Annotated in this window: 13 protein-coding genes and 1 pseudogene; 8 read left to right on the top strand and 6 right to left on the bottom strand. The window is 69.8% G+C overall.

Annotated elements, in window-relative coordinates; genetic code table 11:
• The first annotated feature begins 95 nt into the window (after positions 1-95).
• Positions 96-1,511 (top strand): alginate lyase family protein, encoded by a 1,416-nt coding sequence (locus tag ACFYRX_RS37025; protein WP_389109746.1) that lies wholly within the window; start codon positions 96-98, stop codon positions 1,509-1,511.
• A 437-nt stretch (positions 1,512-1,948) separates the two neighbouring features.
• Here the strand turns inward: ACFYRX_RS37025 and dusB are convergent, their stop codons facing one another.
• Complete coding sequence (dusB, locus tag ACFYRX_RS37020) at positions 1,949-3,070, bottom strand: tRNA dihydrouridine synthase DusB (protein WP_389109743.1); 1,122 nt, start codon at positions 3,068-3,070, stop codon at positions 1,949-1,951.
• Positions 3,071-3,167: 97 nt separating this feature from the next.
• Between dusB and ACFYRX_RS37015 the strand changes: the two genes are divergently transcribed.
• Positions 3,168-4,613: an MFS transporter gene (locus tag ACFYRX_RS37015; RefSeq protein WP_389109740.1), complete on the top strand. Its 1,446-nt coding sequence runs from the start codon at positions 3,168-3,170 to the stop codon at positions 4,611-4,613.
• 195 nt (positions 4,614-4,808) lie between these two features.
• Positions 4,809-5,015 carry a hypothetical protein gene (locus ACFYRX_RS37010; RefSeq protein ID WP_389109738.1) on the top strand — a complete coding sequence of 69 codons (207 nt, stop codon included), beginning with the start codon at positions 4,809-4,811 and terminating at the stop codon, positions 5,013-5,015.
• Positions 5,016-5,018: 3 nt separating this feature from the next.
• Here ACFYRX_RS37010 and ACFYRX_RS37005 read toward each other — a convergent pair whose 3' ends face one another.
• The 4 genes from ACFYRX_RS37005 to ACFYRX_RS36990 all read right to left on the bottom strand — a co-directional run bounded on the left by ACFYRX_RS37005 (position 5,019) and on the right by ACFYRX_RS36990 (position 9,104).
• Positions 5,019-5,924: a UTP--glucose-1-phosphate uridylyltransferase gene (locus tag ACFYRX_RS37005; RefSeq protein ID WP_389109735.1), complete on the bottom strand. Its 906-nt coding sequence runs from the start codon at positions 5,922-5,924 to the stop codon at positions 5,019-5,021.
• A 29-nt stretch (positions 5,925-5,953) separates the two neighbouring features.
• Positions 5,954-6,571: a TetR family transcriptional regulator gene (locus tag ACFYRX_RS37000; RefSeq protein ID WP_389109733.1), complete on the bottom strand. Its 618-nt coding sequence runs from the start codon at positions 6,569-6,571 to the stop codon at positions 5,954-5,956.
• A gap of 26 nt (positions 6,572-6,597) precedes the next feature.
• On the bottom strand, positions 6,598-7,602 hold the full coding sequence (locus ACFYRX_RS36995; protein WP_389109730.1) for an aldo/keto reductase: 1,005 nt from the start codon (positions 7,600-7,602) through the stop codon (positions 6,598-6,600).
• Between the two features lie 119 nt (positions 7,603-7,721).
• The gene (locus tag ACFYRX_RS36990; RefSeq protein ID WP_389109727.1) at positions 7,722-9,104 is read right to left on the bottom strand and encodes a glycine--tRNA ligase; all 1,383 of its coding nucleotides are present in this window, start codon (positions 9,102-9,104) and stop codon (positions 7,722-7,724) included.
• 184 nt (positions 9,105-9,288) lie between these two features.
• On the opposite strand from ACFYRX_RS36990, the gene ACFYRX_RS36985 reads away from it, so the two are divergent.
• The 5 genes and pseudogenes from ACFYRX_RS36985 to ACFYRX_RS36965 all read left to right on the top strand — a co-directional run bounded on the left by ACFYRX_RS36985 (position 9,289) and on the right by ACFYRX_RS36965 (position 15,097).
• A complete protein-coding gene (locus tag ACFYRX_RS36985) occupies positions 9,289-10,236 on the top strand; it encodes a metal ABC transporter substrate-binding protein (protein ID WP_389109724.1) in 948 nt (315 codons plus the stop codon).
• A gap of 19 nt (positions 10,237-10,255) precedes the next feature.
• Complete coding sequence (locus ACFYRX_RS36980; protein WP_389109721.1) at positions 10,256-11,014, top strand: metal ABC transporter ATP-binding protein; 759 nt, start codon at positions 10,256-10,258, stop codon at positions 11,012-11,014.
• Positions 11,014-11,913, top strand: a pseudogene (locus tag ACFYRX_RS36975) (metal ABC transporter permease); the annotation flags it as partial. The gene ACFYRX_RS36980 and the pseudogene ACFYRX_RS36975, both read left to right, overlap by 1 nt.
• Positions 11,914-12,071: 158 nt before the next feature.
• Positions 12,072-12,488, top strand: coding sequence for a Fur family transcriptional regulator (locus tag ACFYRX_RS36970; protein WP_389109718.1), 417 nt, complete (start codon positions 12,072-12,074; stop codon positions 12,486-12,488).
• Between the two features lie 209 nt (positions 12,489-12,697).
• Positions 12,698-15,097, top strand: a complete 2,400-nt coding sequence (locus ACFYRX_RS36965) for a M4 family metallopeptidase (protein ID WP_389109715.1) — start codon at positions 12,698-12,700, stop codon at positions 15,095-15,097.
• A 29-nt stretch (positions 15,098-15,126) separates the two neighbouring features.
• On the opposite strand, the gene ACFYRX_RS36960 is transcribed toward ACFYRX_RS36965, so the two are convergent.
• Positions 15,127-15,975, bottom strand: coding sequence for an isoprenyl transferase (locus tag ACFYRX_RS36960; protein WP_389109712.1), 849 nt, complete (start codon positions 15,973-15,975; stop codon positions 15,127-15,129).
• Positions 15,976-16,003: the final 28 nt, after the last annotated feature.

Here is a 16,003-nt window from a genome sequence, read left to right as displayed (position 1 = left end):
ACCGATTCAGCCGTCGGCGCCTTTTCTGTTATCGCCTTCTCCACCCTCGCGTCTCCTGACCGTCCCCAGCCACCGGCACGCGAGGAATGACGTTCGTGACTTCACAGATCAGCCGCCGCAGCATGCTCAGGGCGGCGGGAGCCGCGGGTGTCGCGGTGACCGTAGCGTCCACCGTCACCCCCGCGACCCCGGCCGCCGCGGCCGGCTCGGCCTTCGCCCACCCGGGTCTGCTGCACACACGGGCCGACCTCGACCGCATGGCAGCCAAGGTGAAGGCGGGCGCCGCGCCCTACACGGCCGGTTTCGCCAGGCTGACCGCCAACCGCCATGCGCAGAGCGGCTGGACGCCGAATCCGCAGGCGACGGTGTACCGGGGCGCGGGCAGCCCCCAGAACTACGCAACGCTCTACAACGACATCCACGCCGCCTACCAGAACGGCCTGCGTCACCACGTCAGCGGTGACAGCGCGTACGCCGACACGGCGGTGGCGATCCTCAACGCCTGGTCGGCGAAGCTGACTTCCGTCGAAGGCACCGCGGACCGATTCCTCGCCGCGGGTCTCTACGGCTACCAGTTCGCGAACGCAGCCGAACTCGTCCGCGAACACCCCGACTTCGACCTGACCCGCTTCCAGGAGATGCTCGCCAAGGTCTTCGCCCCGCTCAGCGACGACTTCCTGGTCCGGCACAACGGGGCCGTGATCACCAACTACTGGACCAACTGGGACCTGTGCGCCATGGCGTGCGTCCTGGCGACCGGCATCTTCTGCGACGACCGCTCCCAAGTCGCCCGGGCGGTCGACTACTTCAAGCACGGCGAGGGGCTCGGCTCCGTCAAGAACGCCATTCCCGTCGTACACGACGACGGACTCGGCGAGTGGCTGGAGGCGGGACGGGACCAGGGGCACGCGCTCCTCGGCGTCGGGCTCATGGGCACGTTCTGCGAGATGGCGTGGAACCAGGGGTACGACCTGTACGGCTATGACGACAGCCGGTTCCTCAAGGGGGCCCAGTACGTGGCGAAGTGGAGCATGGGCGGGGAGGTGTCCTACACCGCTAACACTCGCGCGAAGGGGGCGATCGGGGGGTGGTCGGGGAGGGAGACGGCGTCCGCGGCGGCCGGCGTCGACCCCGCGATGAGCCGTCCCATCTGGGCGATGATCGCCAACCACTACACGAAACGCCGCGGGCTTCCGGCGTCGTACCTCACCCGGATCGCGGCGAAGTCCTCGCCGGAGGGCGGGGGTGGGGACTACGGCCCCAACAGCGGGGGCTACGACCAACTCGGCTTCGGCACGCTGGCGTTCACGCGGGACCGGGTGGCGGACACGGGGGCCTCTCCTCGCCCTTCGGCCAGTGCGAGCGCGTCCACGGACTCCGGTGCCGTGTCGGGCGGGCAGGACCTTGCGGCGTCCGGGGCCGGTGACGTTGTCGGGTGGACCGCGGCGGCGGGGGTCACGGCGGTGGCGGGTGGACTGCTGTTGCTGCGGCGGCGCGGGGGCGCGAAGTAGGGGGTACCGGGTCCCGTTGGGGTCGGCCGCAGGTCCGTCGTGGCTGGTCGCGCAGTTCCCCGCGCCCCTGAGTGGGGACGGTGGACGCACCTTTGGACATGCACGGCCCCGCGCGCCCCCGGGTGGGGACGGTGGACGCACCTTTGGACGTGCACGGAGTGGGGGCTGGTCGCGCAGTTCCCCGCGCCCCTGGGTGGGGATGGTGGACGTGTCTTTGGACGCCTAACAGCGTGGGACGGTGGACGTGCCTGCAGTCGCCGGCGGCGTGAAGGGGACGGGGTGGGGGGTGTCCGCCCGCAGCGGCCGGCGTCCGGAACCGGGCACTGTTGAAACGACCGAGCCGCCGGACCGAGGACGGACACCCCCCACCCCCGCCCCGACCCACCCACCTCAGGGGCGCGGGGAACTGCGCAAAACCCCCGCCCCCACCGAACCCGTCACCCTCCGGACGTGTCCAGTTCCGCGTCCTCGCCGATCCCCGCGCAGTCGTACGGGTCCTTCAGCCACCCGTCCGGCAGGACAACCCTGTTGTTGCCGGACGTACGGCCACGGGGCCCGTCGGCACCGGCCGGCCAGGGCTGGTCGAGGTCCAACTCGTCCAACCCGGAACGGAGTTCCTCCAGAGAGGACGTGATCGCGAGACGCTTTCGCATCTCGCTGCCGACCGCGAACCCCTTCAGGTACCAGGCCACGTGCTTACGGAAGTCGATGACCCCGCGCGACTCGTCACCGATCCACTCACCGAGGAGGCCGGCATGCCGGACCATGACATCCGCCACCTCACGCAAGGACGGCCGCGCAATATCCTCCGTACGCCCCTCGAACGCCGCCACCAGGTCCGCGAACAGCCACGGCCGCCCCAGACACCCCCGCCCCACAACCACCCCGTCACACCCGGTGGACCGCACCATCCGCAGCGCGTCCTCCGCCGACCAGATGTCGCCGTTGCCGAGCACGGGGATCTCCGGCACATGCTCCTTGAGCCGGGCGATGGCGTCCCAGTCGGCGGTGCCGCCGTAGTGCTGGGCGGCGGTACGGCCGTGCAGCGCGATGGAGGTGACCCCCTCCTCGACCGCGATACGCCCGGCGTCCAGGTACGTGATGTGGTCATCGTCGATGCCCTTGCGCATCTTCATCGTGACCGGCAGGTCACCCGCCCCGCTCACCGCCTCGCGCAGGATCGCCCGGAGCAGCGGACGCTTGAACGGCAGCGCGGAACCGCCGCCCTTCCGCGTCACCTTGGGGACCGGGCAGCCGAAGTTCAGGTCGATGTGGTCGGCGAGGTCCTCCTCCGCGATCATGCGGACGGCCTTGCCGACGGTGGCCGGGTCGACGCCGTACAGCTGGATCGAGCGCGGCTTCTCTGTCGCGTCGAAGTGGACCAGCTGCATGGTCTTCTCGTTGCGCTCGACCAGCGCCCGGGTCGTGATCATCTCGCTCACGAACAGGCCCTTCCCGCCGCTGAACTCCCTGCACAACGTGCGGAAGGGCGCGTTGGTGATCCCGGCCATGGGGGCCAGGACGACGGGAGGCTGGACGAGGTGGGGACCGATCTGCATTCCCCCATTGTCACGCATCCCTCCGGGACCTCCGTCCAGTGATCCTGTAACAACCATTAGTTAGACGCACTATCGAACTCGGCGTACGATGACACGCATGCCCGAGCTCAGCCAACGCCGACGCATGCTGGTTCTCGCGATCTGCTGCATGAGCCTCCTGATCGTGAGCCTCGACACCACCGCCCTCAACGTCGCCCTGCCCGCCATGCAGCGGGACCTCGACGCGAGTACCGCCGGACTCCAGTGGACGATCGACGCGTACACGCTGGTCCTCGCCTCGCTGCTGATGCTGGCCGGATCCACGGCCGACCGGATCGGCCGCAGACGGGTCTTCATGGCGGGCCTGGTCGTCTTCACGATCGGCTCCGCGCTGTGCTCCCTCGCCCCGAACCTGGAGGCGCTGGTCGCCTTCCGCATGGTGCAGGCGGTCGGCGGCTCGATGCTGAACCCGGTCGCCATGTCGATCATCACCAACACCTTCACGGACCCGCGCGAGCGCGCCCGCGCGATCGGGGTGTGGGGCGCGGTCGTCGGCATCTCCATGGCGGCGGGGCCGCTGGTGGGCGGAGCGCTCGTGGACTCGGTCGGCTGGCGCTCGATCTTCTGGGTCAACATCCCGGTCGGCATCGCGGCCCTGCTGCTCACCCTGCGGTACGTCCCCGAGTCCCGAGCACCCAAGGCCCGCCGCCCCGACCCGGTCGGGCAGCTCCTGGTGATCACCCTGTTCGGCTCGCTGACGTACGCGATCATCGAGGCGCCGGCCTCGGGGTTCTCGTACGTCCTGCCCTTCGCTGTCGTCGCCCTCCTCGCGCTGGCCGGGCTCCTCTGGTACGAGCCCCGCCGCGACGAACCCCTCATCGACCTGCGGTTCTTCCGGTCTGCTCCGTTCAGCGGGGCCACGGTGATCGCGATCAGCGCGTTCGCGGGGCTGGGCGGGTTCCTGTTCCTGTCGACGCTGTATCTGCAGAACATCCGGGGGCTGGACGCGCTGCACGCGGGCCTGTGGATGCTGCCGATGGCCGTGCCGATGTTCCTGTGCGCGCCGCTGGCCGGCCGGCTGGTGGGGAGCCGGGGGCCGAGGCTGCCGCTCGTCGCCGCGGGAGTCATGATCACCGCCAGCGGGGTGCTGTTCGCGGCCTTCGACGCGGAGACGTCCGACGGGACGCTGTTCCTCGGGTACGTGCTGTTCGGGATCGGGTTCGGGCTGGTCAACGCGCCGATCACGAACACGGCGGTGTCGGGGATGCCGCGGGCCCAGGCCGGGGTCGCCGCCGCCGTCGCGTCGACGAGCCGTCAGCTCGGTATGACGCTCGGGGTCGCGGTGATCGGCGCGGTCCTGGCTTCCGGGGTGGGCTCGTCGTCGTACAAGGAGACGTTCGTGTCCGCTGCCGTGCCGGGGTGGTGGATCCTCGCCGGGTGCGGGCTCGCGGTGCTGGTGCTCGGAACCGTGACCAGTGGACGGTGGGCCCGGGGCACCGCCGAGCGGACGGCCGCGCGGCTGGAGTCGGCCGAGGTACGCGAAGCGGCGGGCGTCACCGCGTAGGTCGCGGCTGCCGACCGGTGGAAGCCGGCCGTACCGGCACACCCCGCACCCCTGAGCCCCCGCTCACCACCTGCGCGATCGGCTGACAGGGTCACCGGCAGGGCTGCGGACAGGTTCAAGTCCTGGCGAACGCCCCGTGAAGATACTGCTGTTGATGTTGTTCTTGCTGCACACTCCTTGCCGGAGGCGAGGCAGATGTTGCAGACCAACACCAGCAAGGTGAGCCGCTGGGACCAGCAAGGGCACGAGCACGTCGTCCACGTGCTGCGCAAAGGCACCCAGCGCACCATCAGCTGCGACACCTGCGGCTGGCGCAGGGCCGCGCAGTTCCTGCCGTGGCTGAAGGCGGAGGAGCACCTGGCGCAGGTCCATCAGGCGACGGTGGATCCGTCGGCGGGCTGAGGTTCAGGAACCGTCGGGGGTGTCCAGGTCGCCGACCAGCCGCCGCAGCAGCGGCCCGTACTCGGGGTGGGCCAGGGCGTGTGCCATCTGGGCGACCAGGTAGTCGGCCGGATTGCCGGTGTCGTACCAGCGGCCCTGGATGACCTGGCCGTACACCGCCCGGGTGGTGGCGTAGGCGTTGATGGCGTCGGTCAGGTAGATCTCGCCGGTGCGGTGCTCGTACCAGCGGCGGGTCCGCTCACGCAGTTCGTCGACGATGCCCGGGGTGATGACGTAGCCGCCGATGGCCGCGTAGGAGGAGGGCGCCTCGGTGGGCCGGGGCTTCTCGACCAGGCCGGTGATGCGCAGGGTGCCGCCGCCGAGGTCCTCCTTCACGAGGGGCACGCCGTAGCGCTGGGACTCCGTGGGGTCCATCGGCAGGAGGGCCAGCACCGGGCAGCCGGTCTGCTCGTAGGCGCGGATCAGCTGCTGGGCGCGCGGCACCTCGGCCACGAACACGTCGTCCGGCCACAGCACCAGGACGGGTTCGTCGCCGAAGGAGCGGGCGGCGTTCAGCACCGGGGTGCCGTTGCCGTAGGGGCCGCGCTGATCGAGGTAGGTGATGTGGCCGCGGCGGGCCAGCTCGGCGATCTCCTCCACGGCGTCCGCGTAGGCCGTCTTGCCGTCGGCGCGAAGCTGCTCGACCAGGGCGGGGTTGGGGCGGAAGTGGTCCTGGATCAGGGACTTGCCGCCGGAGACGACGATGGTGATGTCGCTGATGCCGGAGTCCACCAGCTCCCGCACGGTGTGCTCGATCACCGGCTTGTCGCCGACCGGGAGCATCTCCTTCGGCGTCGCCTTGGTCAGGGGCAGCAGCCGGGAGCCGAGTCCTGCGGCGGGGATCACGGCCCTGCGGATGGTCGGGGGCATCGGTCTCTCGGCTCTCTCTCGGGGCGCTGTCAGTCGGACGGTACCGCCCCGGCGCCCGGCCGGCTCCGCAACCCCTTCAGCAGCAGGTCCATGACGGCCCGCAAGTCCCCTTCCGTACCCGGCTGTTCCCACTCCCTGGCGTAGGCCGGGTCGTGGAAGCGGGCGGTGGCCTGGAAGAGGGCGCGGGCGGTGCCGGCGGGGTCGGCGGCCTCGAAGACGCCCGCGTCGGCGCCGGCCCGGACCAGCCGCGTCACCTGGTCGGTCAGCTCGGCGATGTGTTCACCCACCACGGCGCCGTTCTCGTCGGTGAGCACCGTGTACGTGGCGAACAGCTCCGGGTCGGCGACCGCCTTGCGGTACTTGGCCGCGTACAGGGCGGTGAACCAGTCCCGCAACCGGGTCTCCGGGTCCCGGTCCCCGGCGACGATGTCGGCGAGGACCCCCGTCGTCCGGTCCAGCCACCGCTTGGTCACCGCGCCGCGCAGCTCCGCCTTCGTCCCGAAGTGCCGGTAGACGCTGCCGTGGCTGACGCCGAGCACGCGGGCCACGTCGACCACGGTGGCCTTGGCCGGGCCGTGGCGGCGCAGCACTTCCTCGGTGGCTTCGAGGATGCGCTCGGCGGTCAGGGGCTGCGGGGGCGGTGCCATGGGTCAGACCGTACCTGGCCGACCGATCACCGCTCGACCTGTGCCAGCTGCGCGGCCGCGTAGCGCTCGCCCGCGGCGGCACCGGACGGCACCGCCTCCTCGATCTCCGCGAGCTCGGCGGCGTCCAGGGTCACGTCCAGCGCGCCCAGGGACTCCGTGAGCCGCTCGCGGGTGCGGGCGCCGATCAGCGGCACGATGTCCTCGCCGCGGGAGAGCACCCAGGCGATCGCGATCTGGGCCACGCTCACGCCCTTCTGCTCCGCGATCTTCCGCAGCGCCTCGACCAGGTTCAGGTTGTGCTGGAGGTTGTCGCCCTGGAAGCGGGGGGAGTGGGCGCGGAAGTCGGTCGCGGAGAGCTGCCGGTCGCGGGTGAAGTGGCCGGAGATCAGGCCGCGGGACAGGACGCCGTACGCCGTGACGGAGATGCCCAGCTCACGGGTGGTCGGCAGGATCCGGTCCTCGATGCCGCGCGAGATGAGGGAGTACTCGATCTGCAGGTCCGCGATCGGCGCGGTGGCGGCGGCCCGGCGGATGGTCTCGGCGCCGACCTCGCTGAGGCCCACGTGCCGGACGTATCCCTGCTCGACCAGTTCCGCGATCGCGCCGACGGTCTCCTCGATCGGTACGTCCGGGTCGAGCCGGGCGATCCGGTAGACGTCGATGTGGTCGACGCCGAGGCGCTGGAGCGAGTAGGCGGCGAAGTTCTTCACGGCTGCGGGGCGGCCGTCGTAGCCGGCCCACTGGCCGTCGGGGCTGCGCAGTGCGCCGAACTTCACGCTCACCAGGGCCTGTTCGCGGCGGGCGGCGGGCGCGGTGCGCAGCGCCTCGCCGATCAGCATCTCGTTGTGCCCCATGGCGTAGAAGTCGCCGGTGTCGAGCAGGGTCACGCCTGCCTCCAGGGCGGCGTGGATCGTCGCGATCGACTCCGTCCGGTCGGCCTCGCCGTAGAGCGCGGACATGCCCATGCAGCCGAGACCGAGGGCGGAGACCTGAGGTCCGGTGGTTCCGAGGGTTCGGGTTCGCATCGTCATGCCTCCACCTTGGCATGACAGCTGACAGATTTCAATATCTGTCAGCCAAGCTCAAAAAAACGCGCAGTTCTCCGCCCCCGCCCAGGGGCGCGGAGAACTGCGCGACCAGCTACGACGGACTAGCAGCCCACGAGCCGCCCGGCCAGGTAGCCCTCGATCTGGTCCAGCGACACGCGCTCCTGCTTCATCGAGTCACGCTCGCGGACCGTCACCGCGTTGTCCTCGAGGGTGTCGAAGTCGACCGTGACGCAGTACGGCGTGCCGATCTCGTCCTGGCGGCGGTAGCGGCGGCCGATCGCGCCGGCGTCGTCGAACTCGATGTTCCAGTTCTGCCGCAGCGCCTGGGCGAGGCCCTTGGCCTTCGGGGAGAGCTCGGGATTGCGGGAGAGCGGGAGCACCGCGACCTTCACCGGGGCCAGACGGTGGTCCAGGCGCAGCACCGTGCGCTTCTCCAGCTTGCCCTTGGCGTTGGGCGCCTCGTCCTCGACGTACGCGTCGAGGAGGAACGCCAGCATCGCGCGGCCGACACCGGCCGCGGGCTCGATGACGTACGGGGTGTAGCGCTCGCCGGCCTCCTGGTCGAAGTAGAACAGGTCCTGGCCGGAGGCCTTGGAGTGCGCGGTGAGGTCGTAGTCCGTGCGGTTGGCGACGCCCTCCAGCTCACCCCACTCGTTGCCGCCGAACTGGAAGCGGTACTCGATGTCGGCGGTGCGCTTGGAATAGTGCGAGAGCTTCTCGGCCGGGTGGTCGTACCAGCGCATGTTCTCCGCACGGAGACCGAGGCCGGTGTACCAGTTCCAGCGCTGCTCCATCCAGTACTCCTGCCACTTCTCGTCCTCGCCCGGCTTGACGAAGAACTCCATCTCCATCTGCTCGAACTCGCGGGTGCGGAAGATGAAGTTGCCGGGCGTGATCTCGTTGCGGAAGGACTTGCCCATCTGCGCGATGCCGAACGGCGGCTTCTTGCGCGAAGCGACCTGCACCTGGGCGAAGTTGGTGAAGATGCCCTGCGCGGTCTCCGGGCGCAGGTACGCGACCGAGCCGGTGTCCTGCGTCGGGCCGAGGTGGGTGGAGAGCAGACCCGAGAACTGCTTCGGCTCGGTGAACTGACCCTTGTTGCCGCAGTTGGGGCAGTTGATGTCCGCCAGGCCGTTCTCCGGCTCACGCTTGTGCTTGGCCTCGTAGGCCTCCGTCAAGTGGTCCGCGCGGTACCGCTTGTGACAGGAGGTGCACTCGGTGAGCGGGTCGGAGAAGGTGGCGACGTGACCGGAGGCGACCCAGACCTCGGGGGCAAGGATCACGGACGAGTCGAGACCGACCACGTCCTCGCGCGACGTCACCATGTAGCGCCACCACTGGCGCTTCAGGTTCTCCTTGAGCTCGACACCCAGCGGTCCGTAGTCCCAGGCGGCCTTCTGACCGCCGTAGATCTCACTACAGGGGAATACGAAGCCACGGCGCTTGCTCAGGCTGACGATGGTGTCGATCTTGTCGGCGGCCACGGTGCTCTCTTCATTACGACGACGGGCGACGAAGCAGTCTCAACGGAGCAGTGCTTCAGAGCGAATGCCTCAGGTTACCGGCGGGCCCGCCCTCTCAATCAAATCGGTTCGGCTTGTGGGCCGCTTACAGGCCGTTCACCAGCTTTGTTGACAACGGTTTCCATATTTGATGAAAATGACTGTCATGAACGTACGACGACGCCTCATACCCATGGTGGCCGCGGCCGCCGGCCTCGCCGCCCTGTCGGCCTGCTCCACCGACAGTGCCGCCGCGGGCAACACCGACCGGTTCGACGTCGTCGCGTCCTTCTACCCGATGGCATTCCTCGCCGAGCAGATAGGCGGGGACCATGTGCACGTCACCAGCCTGACCGAGCCCGGCCAGGAGCCGCACGACCTGGAGATCAGCGCCAAGCAGACCGCACAGCTCCAGGACTCCGACGCGGTGCTCTACCTGAAGAACCTCCAGCCCTCCGTCGACGACGCGGTGGCCCAGTCCGAGATCAAGACCAAGATCGACGCGGCCGCCCTCACCGACCTGGAGAAGCACGGCAACGAGGTCGGCGGTCACGCGGCCGAGCACGACGACCACGCCGACGACGAGCTCGCGGGCCTCGACCCCCACATCTGGCTCGACCCGGTGCGCTACTCCCAGGTCGCCGAGGGCGTCGGCAAGGCCCTGGAGAAGGCCGACCCGGACCACGCGGCCGACTACAAGGCCAACACCGCGGCCCTGGTGAAGAAGCTCGGCGCGCTCAACACGAAGTTCGAGACGGGGCTGAAGAACACCGACACCAAGGTCTTCATCACCACGCACGCCGCCTTCGGCTACCTCGCCGAGCGCTACGGCCTCACCGAGGAGGCCATCAACGGCCTCGACCCCGAGTCGGAGCCAAGTGCCGACCGCGTCAAGGACCTTGAGAAGATGGCGAAGGCCGACGGCGTCACCACCGTGTTCTACGAGACGCTCGTCAGCGACAAGACCGCGAAGACCATCGCCTCCGACGCCGGGCTGAAGACGGACGTCCTCGACCCGATCGAGGGCATCACCGCCAAGTCCCGCGGCAAGGACTACTTCTCGGTCCAGGAAGCCAACCTCAAGGCCCTCCGGTCCGCGTTGGGGGCCAAGTGAGCATGAAACGGAGGACGGCGTGACCGAGTCCGTCGTATCGCTGCGCGGAGTCCGCGCCGACCTGGGCTCACGCCCCGTACTGCGCGGCATCGACCTCACCGTGGACCACGGTGAGGTCGTCGCGCTGCTCGGCGCCAACGGCTCCGGCAAGTCCACCGCGATCCGCACGATCATCGGCCAAGTGCCCACCGCCGCCGGTGAGATCGAGCTGTTCGGCACCCCGCGCGCGCGGTTCCGGCACTGGGCGCGCGTCGGGTACGTCCCGCAGCGCACCACCGCCGCGGGCGGGGTCCCCGCCACCGTCACCGAGATCGTGTCCTCCGGGCGTCTGTCGCGCGCCCGCTTCGGCGTGCTCCGCAAGGCCGACCACGCGGCCGTACGGCGGGCCCTGGAGCTGGTCGGCATGGCGGACCGGGCGAAGGACTCCGTGAACGCCCTGTCCGGCGGCCAGCACCAGCGGGTGCTGATCGCCCGCGCGCTGGCCGCCGAGCCCGAACTGCTGATCATGGACGAGCCGATGGCGGGCGTGGACCTGGCCAGCCAGGAGGTGCTCGCGCGGACGCTCGGTGAGCAGGTCGCGCAGGGCACCTCGGTCCTGCTCGTCCTGCACGAACTCGGCCCGCTGGAGCCCCTGATCGACCGGGCGGTCGTCCTGCGCGACGGCTGTGTGCAGCACGACGGACCGCCCCCGCGCGCGGTCGGCCAGCACGCCCTTCCCGGCCACGACCACGTCCACCCCCACGACCACGAGCCGATCCGCACGGGACTGCTGAGCTGATGGACTTCCTCGACTACGCCTTCATGCAGCGGGCCCTGCTCGCCGCCGTCCTGGTCGGCATCACCGCCCCCGCCGTCGGCATCTACCTCGTCCAGCGCCGCCAGGCCCTGATGGGCGACGGAATCGGCCATGTCGCGATGACCGGCGTCGGCCTCGGCTTCCTGCTCTCCTGGTCGCCGGTGTGGATGGCGACCGTCGTCTCGGTGCTCGGCGCGGTCCTCATGGAGCTGATCCGCTGGTACGGCAAGACCCGCGGCGACATCGCCCTCGCGATGCTCTTCTACGGCGGCATGGCCGGCGGCGTGATGTTCATCAACCTCGCGCCCGGCGGCTCGAACGCCAACCTGACGTCGTACCTGTTCGGTTCGCTCTCCACGGTCTCGCAGTCCGACGTGACGGCGATCTGTGTGCTGGCCGCGTTCGTGGTCCTCGTCACCCTCGGTCTGCGCCGCCAGCTCTTCGCGGTCAGCCAGGACGAGGAGTTCGCGCGGGTGACCGGGCTGCCGGTGCGCGCGCTGAACCTGCTGACGGCGGTCACGGCGGCGGTGACGGTGACCGTCGCGATGCGCGTGGTCGGCCTGTTGCTGGTCAGCGCGCTGATGGTGGTGCCCGTGGCGGCGGCGCAGCAGCTCACCCGGAGCTTCGCGGCGACGTTCGCGATCGCGGTGGCGATCGGGGTGACGGTGACCATCGGCGGCACCGTGACCTCGTACTACCAGGATGTGCCGCCCGGCGCGACGATCGTGCTGCTGACCATTGCGGCCTTCATCCTGCTGACCGGCCTGGCGACCCCGCTGGCCCGTCGCCGCGCCCGCGCGCTGGCCGCCCGGCAGCCGGCCGGCGATCCGGCGGAGTGCGCGATTCCGGCCAGTCGGGAGGCGGACGGCACGGTCGGCGTCCGACCCGGTACGGACGGGGCTGGCACAATGGCCCGGCAGGCGCCGATGCAAGACGTGTGAGAGCCGAAGGGGCGCGTGGCGGCCCGGAGGGTCGAGCCCGGTCTCGGACCCGGCACCCGACGCCCCGTAGGCGATCACGCCAGGTGAAGGAGGAACCCGTGACGACCGCAGGACCGCCCGTGAAGGGCCGTGCCACCCGGCAGCGGGCCGCCGTGGCGGCGGCGCTCGACGAGGTCGACGAGTTCCGCAGCGCGCAGGAACTGCACGACATGCTCAAGCACAAGGGCGACGCCGTCGGTCTGACCACGGTCTACCGCACGCTCCAGAACCTCGCTGACGCGGGCGAGGTCGACGTCCTGCGCACCTCCGACGGCGAGTCCGTCTACCGGCGCTGCTCCACCGGCGACCACCACCATCACCTCGTCTGCCGGATCTGCGGCAAGGCGGTGGAGGTCGAGGGCCCGGCCGTGGAGAAGTGGGCGGACGCGATCGCGGCCGAGCACGGATACGTCAACGTGGCACACACCGTGGAGATCTTCGGGACCTGCGCGGACTGCGCGGCGGCCAAGGACTGACGATCTGACCTGACCGCAGGGCGACACGGACCCCACCCATGGACCGACGGGTGGGGTTCTTTCATGGCCGTCTCACAGTTTTGTCGAGGGTTAACCCTCGACTCACCCGCTCGCGAATGACATGGCCAGGTCAACCGTGCCACTCTCCGTCCTGTTCTCACGCAGTTCCCGCACGGCACCTCCACCCCACGTCGCAGTAGGAGTCACGAGTGAGACGTTCCCCCCGAAGATCGGCCGCCGCCTCCCTGGTCGCCGCCGCATCCCTGCTCGCCGTAGGCATCCAGTCGGTCCCCGCGACTGCGAAGCCCGCGGCACCCCACCCCAGCCCCCTGCGCACCGGAGGCCAGGAGGCGAAGGTCACCCCGGCCCAGCGCACCGCGCTGCTCAAGAGCGCGGCCGGCAGGACCGCGACGACCGCCCGGTCCCTCGGACTCGGCGCCCAGGAGAAACTGGTCGTCAAGGACGTCGTCAAGGACAACGACGGCACCCTCCACACCCGTTACGAGCGGACCTTCGCCGGTCTGCCCGTCCTCGGCGGCGACCTGGTCGTGCACACACCCCCGGCCTCGCTGGCCGCCGGCACCGTGAGCACGACCTTCAACAACAACCGCCGTACCGTCTCGGTCAAGTCCACGACCGCCACGTTCGGCAAGTCGGCCGCCGAGACGAAGGCACTCAGCACCGCCAAGGCGCTCGACGCCGAGAAGCCGGCCGCGCAGAGCCCCCGCAAGGTGATCTGGGCCGGCACCGGCACACCGAAGCTCGCCTGGGAGACGGTGGTCTCCGGGTTCCAGGACGACGGCACGCCCAGCAAGCTGCACGTCATCACCGACGCCACGACCGGCGCCGAACTCTCCCGCTTCGAGGGCATCGAGACCGGCACCGGCAACAGCCAGTACAGCGGCACGGTCACCATGGGCACCACGCTGTCCGGCTCGACGTACCAGCTGTACGACACCACGCGCGGCGGCCACAAGACCTACAGCCTCAACAACGGCACGTCGGGCACCGGCACCCTGATGACGGACGCCGACGACACCTGGGGCAACGGCCTCGGCTCCAACACCCAGACCGCCGGCGTCGACGCCCACTACGGCGCCCAGACCACCTGGGACTTCTACAAGAACACCTTCGGCCGCAGCGGCATCAAGAACGACGGAGTCGCCGCCTACAGCCGCGTCCACTACAGCTCGGCGTACGTCAACGCCTTCTGGGACGACGACTGCTTCTGCATGACGTACGGCGACGGCACCAGCAGCACCCACGCGCTGACCTCGCTGGACGTGGCCGGTCACGAGATGAGCCACGGTGTCACGTCCAACACCGCGGGCCTCGACTACTCCGGTGAGTCAGGCGGGTTGAACGAGGCGACCTCCGACATCTTCGGCACCGGCGTGGAGTTCTACGCGGGCAACTCCTCCGACGTCGGCGACTACCTCATCGGCGAGAAGATCGACATCAACGGCGACGGCACGCCGCTGCGTTACATGGACAAGCCGAGCAAGGACGGCGGCTCCGCGGACAGTTGGTACTCGGGCGTCGGCAACCTCGACGTGCACTACTCCTCGGGCCCGGCGAACCACATGTTCTACCTGCTCTCCGAGGGCAGCGGCAGCAAGACCATCAACGGCGTCACCTACAACAGCTCCACCTCCGACGGGGTCGCCGTCGCGGGCATCGGCCGGGCCGCCGCCCTGCAGATCTGGTACAAGGCGCTGACGACGTACATGACGTCCAGCACCAACTACGCCGGGGCCCGCACCGCCGCCCTGAACGCGGCAGCCGCCCTCTACGGCACCAGCTCAGCGCAGTACGCCGGGGTCGGCAACGCCTTCGCGGGCATCAACGTCGGCAGCCACATCACCGTGCCGTCGACCGGCGTGACGGTGACCAACCCGGGCAGCCAGTCCGCGACCGTCGGAACGGCCGTGAGCCTCCAGATCGGCGCGAGCTCGACCAACAGCGGCTCACTGACGTACGCCGCGACCGGTCTGCCCGCCGGCCTGTCGATCAGCAGCTCCACGGGCGTGATCTCCGGCACCCCGACCACGGCCGGCAGCTACAGCACCACGGTCACGGTCACCGACAGCACGGGAGCCACCGGCACGGCGGCCTTCACCTGGACGGTCAGCGCGTCCGGCGGTGGCGGCACCTGCACCGTCACGCAGCTGCTCGGCAACCAGGGCTTCGAGTCGGGCAACACGACCTGGACCGCGTCCAGCGGAGTCATCACCAACTCCACCAGCCAGGCCGCCCGCACCGGCTCGTACAAGGCCTGGCTCGACGGCTACGGCTCCACCCACACCGACACGCTCTCCCAGTCGGTGACCGTGCCGAGCGGCTGCACGAAGACCACGTTCACCTTCTACCTGCACGTCGACACGGCAGAGACCACCACCAGCAGCCAGTACGACAAGCTGACGGTCACCGCCGGTTCGACGACCCTGGCCACGTACTCGAACCTCAACGCGGCCAGCGGTTACGTCCAGAAGTCCTTCAGCCTGTCGGCCTTCGCGGGGACCACGGTCGCCCTGAAGTTCTCCGGCGTCGAGGACTCCTCGCTCCAGACGAGCTTCGTGATCGACGACACCGCGGTCACGACCGGCTGAGCCCTTTCGGGCAGGGGGCGGGTCGGAGGTCAGTCCTCCGGCTCGCCCTTCATCGCTTCCTCCATGGCGAGGAGTTCCTCGTTGGGCACGGCCCCGCCGAACCGCCGGTCCCGGGAGGCGAACTCGAGGCACGCCCGCCACAGGTCACGGCGGTCGAAGTCGGGCCACAGGACGTCCTGGAAGACCATCTCGGCGTAAGCGCTCTGCCAGAGAAGGTAGTTGGAGGTGCGCTGCTCGCCGCTGGGCCGCAGGAAGAGGTCCACGTCGGGCATGTCCGGGTAGTACAGGTACTTCGCGAGGGTCTTCTCGGTGACCTTGGACGGGTCCAGCCGGCCCGCCTTCACGTCCTCGGCGAGGGCCTGCGCGGCATCGGCGATCTCGGCCCGGCCGCCGTAGTTCATGCAGAAGTACAGCGTGAGCTTGTCGTTCCCCTTGGTCTGCTCCTGGGCGACCTGGAGCTCCTTGGCGACGGACTTCCACAGCTTGGGCATCCGCCCCACCCAGCGCACCCGGATACCGAGTTCGTCGAGCTGGTCCCGCGTCTTGCGGATGAAGTCGCGGTTGAAGTTCATGAGGAAGCGCACCTCGTCGGGCGAACGCTTCCAGTTCTCGGTCGAGAACGCGTACAGCGAGATGTTCTTCACGCCGACCTCGACCGCGCCCTGGAGCACGTCGAGCACGCGCTCGGCGCCGACCTTGTGCCCCTCGGTCCTGGGCAGGCCCCGCTCCTTCGCCCACCGGCCGTTCCCGTCCATGACGATCGCCACATGCTCGGGGATCAGCTCGCCGGGGAGCTTCGGCGCACGCGCGCCCGACGGGTGCGGCTCAGGCGCCCTGTACTCGCGGCGCTGACGACCGAGGATCCCGCGTACGACCATGGTGGTTCTCGTCTCCCTCTCAGGGTTG

This window comes from Streptomyces sp. NPDC005374, assembly GCF_042872225.1.
Classification (GTDB): domain Bacteria; phylum Actinomycetota; class Actinomycetes; order Streptomycetales; family Streptomycetaceae; genus Streptomyces.
This window is presented reverse-complemented; position numbering and strand designations above follow the sequence as displayed.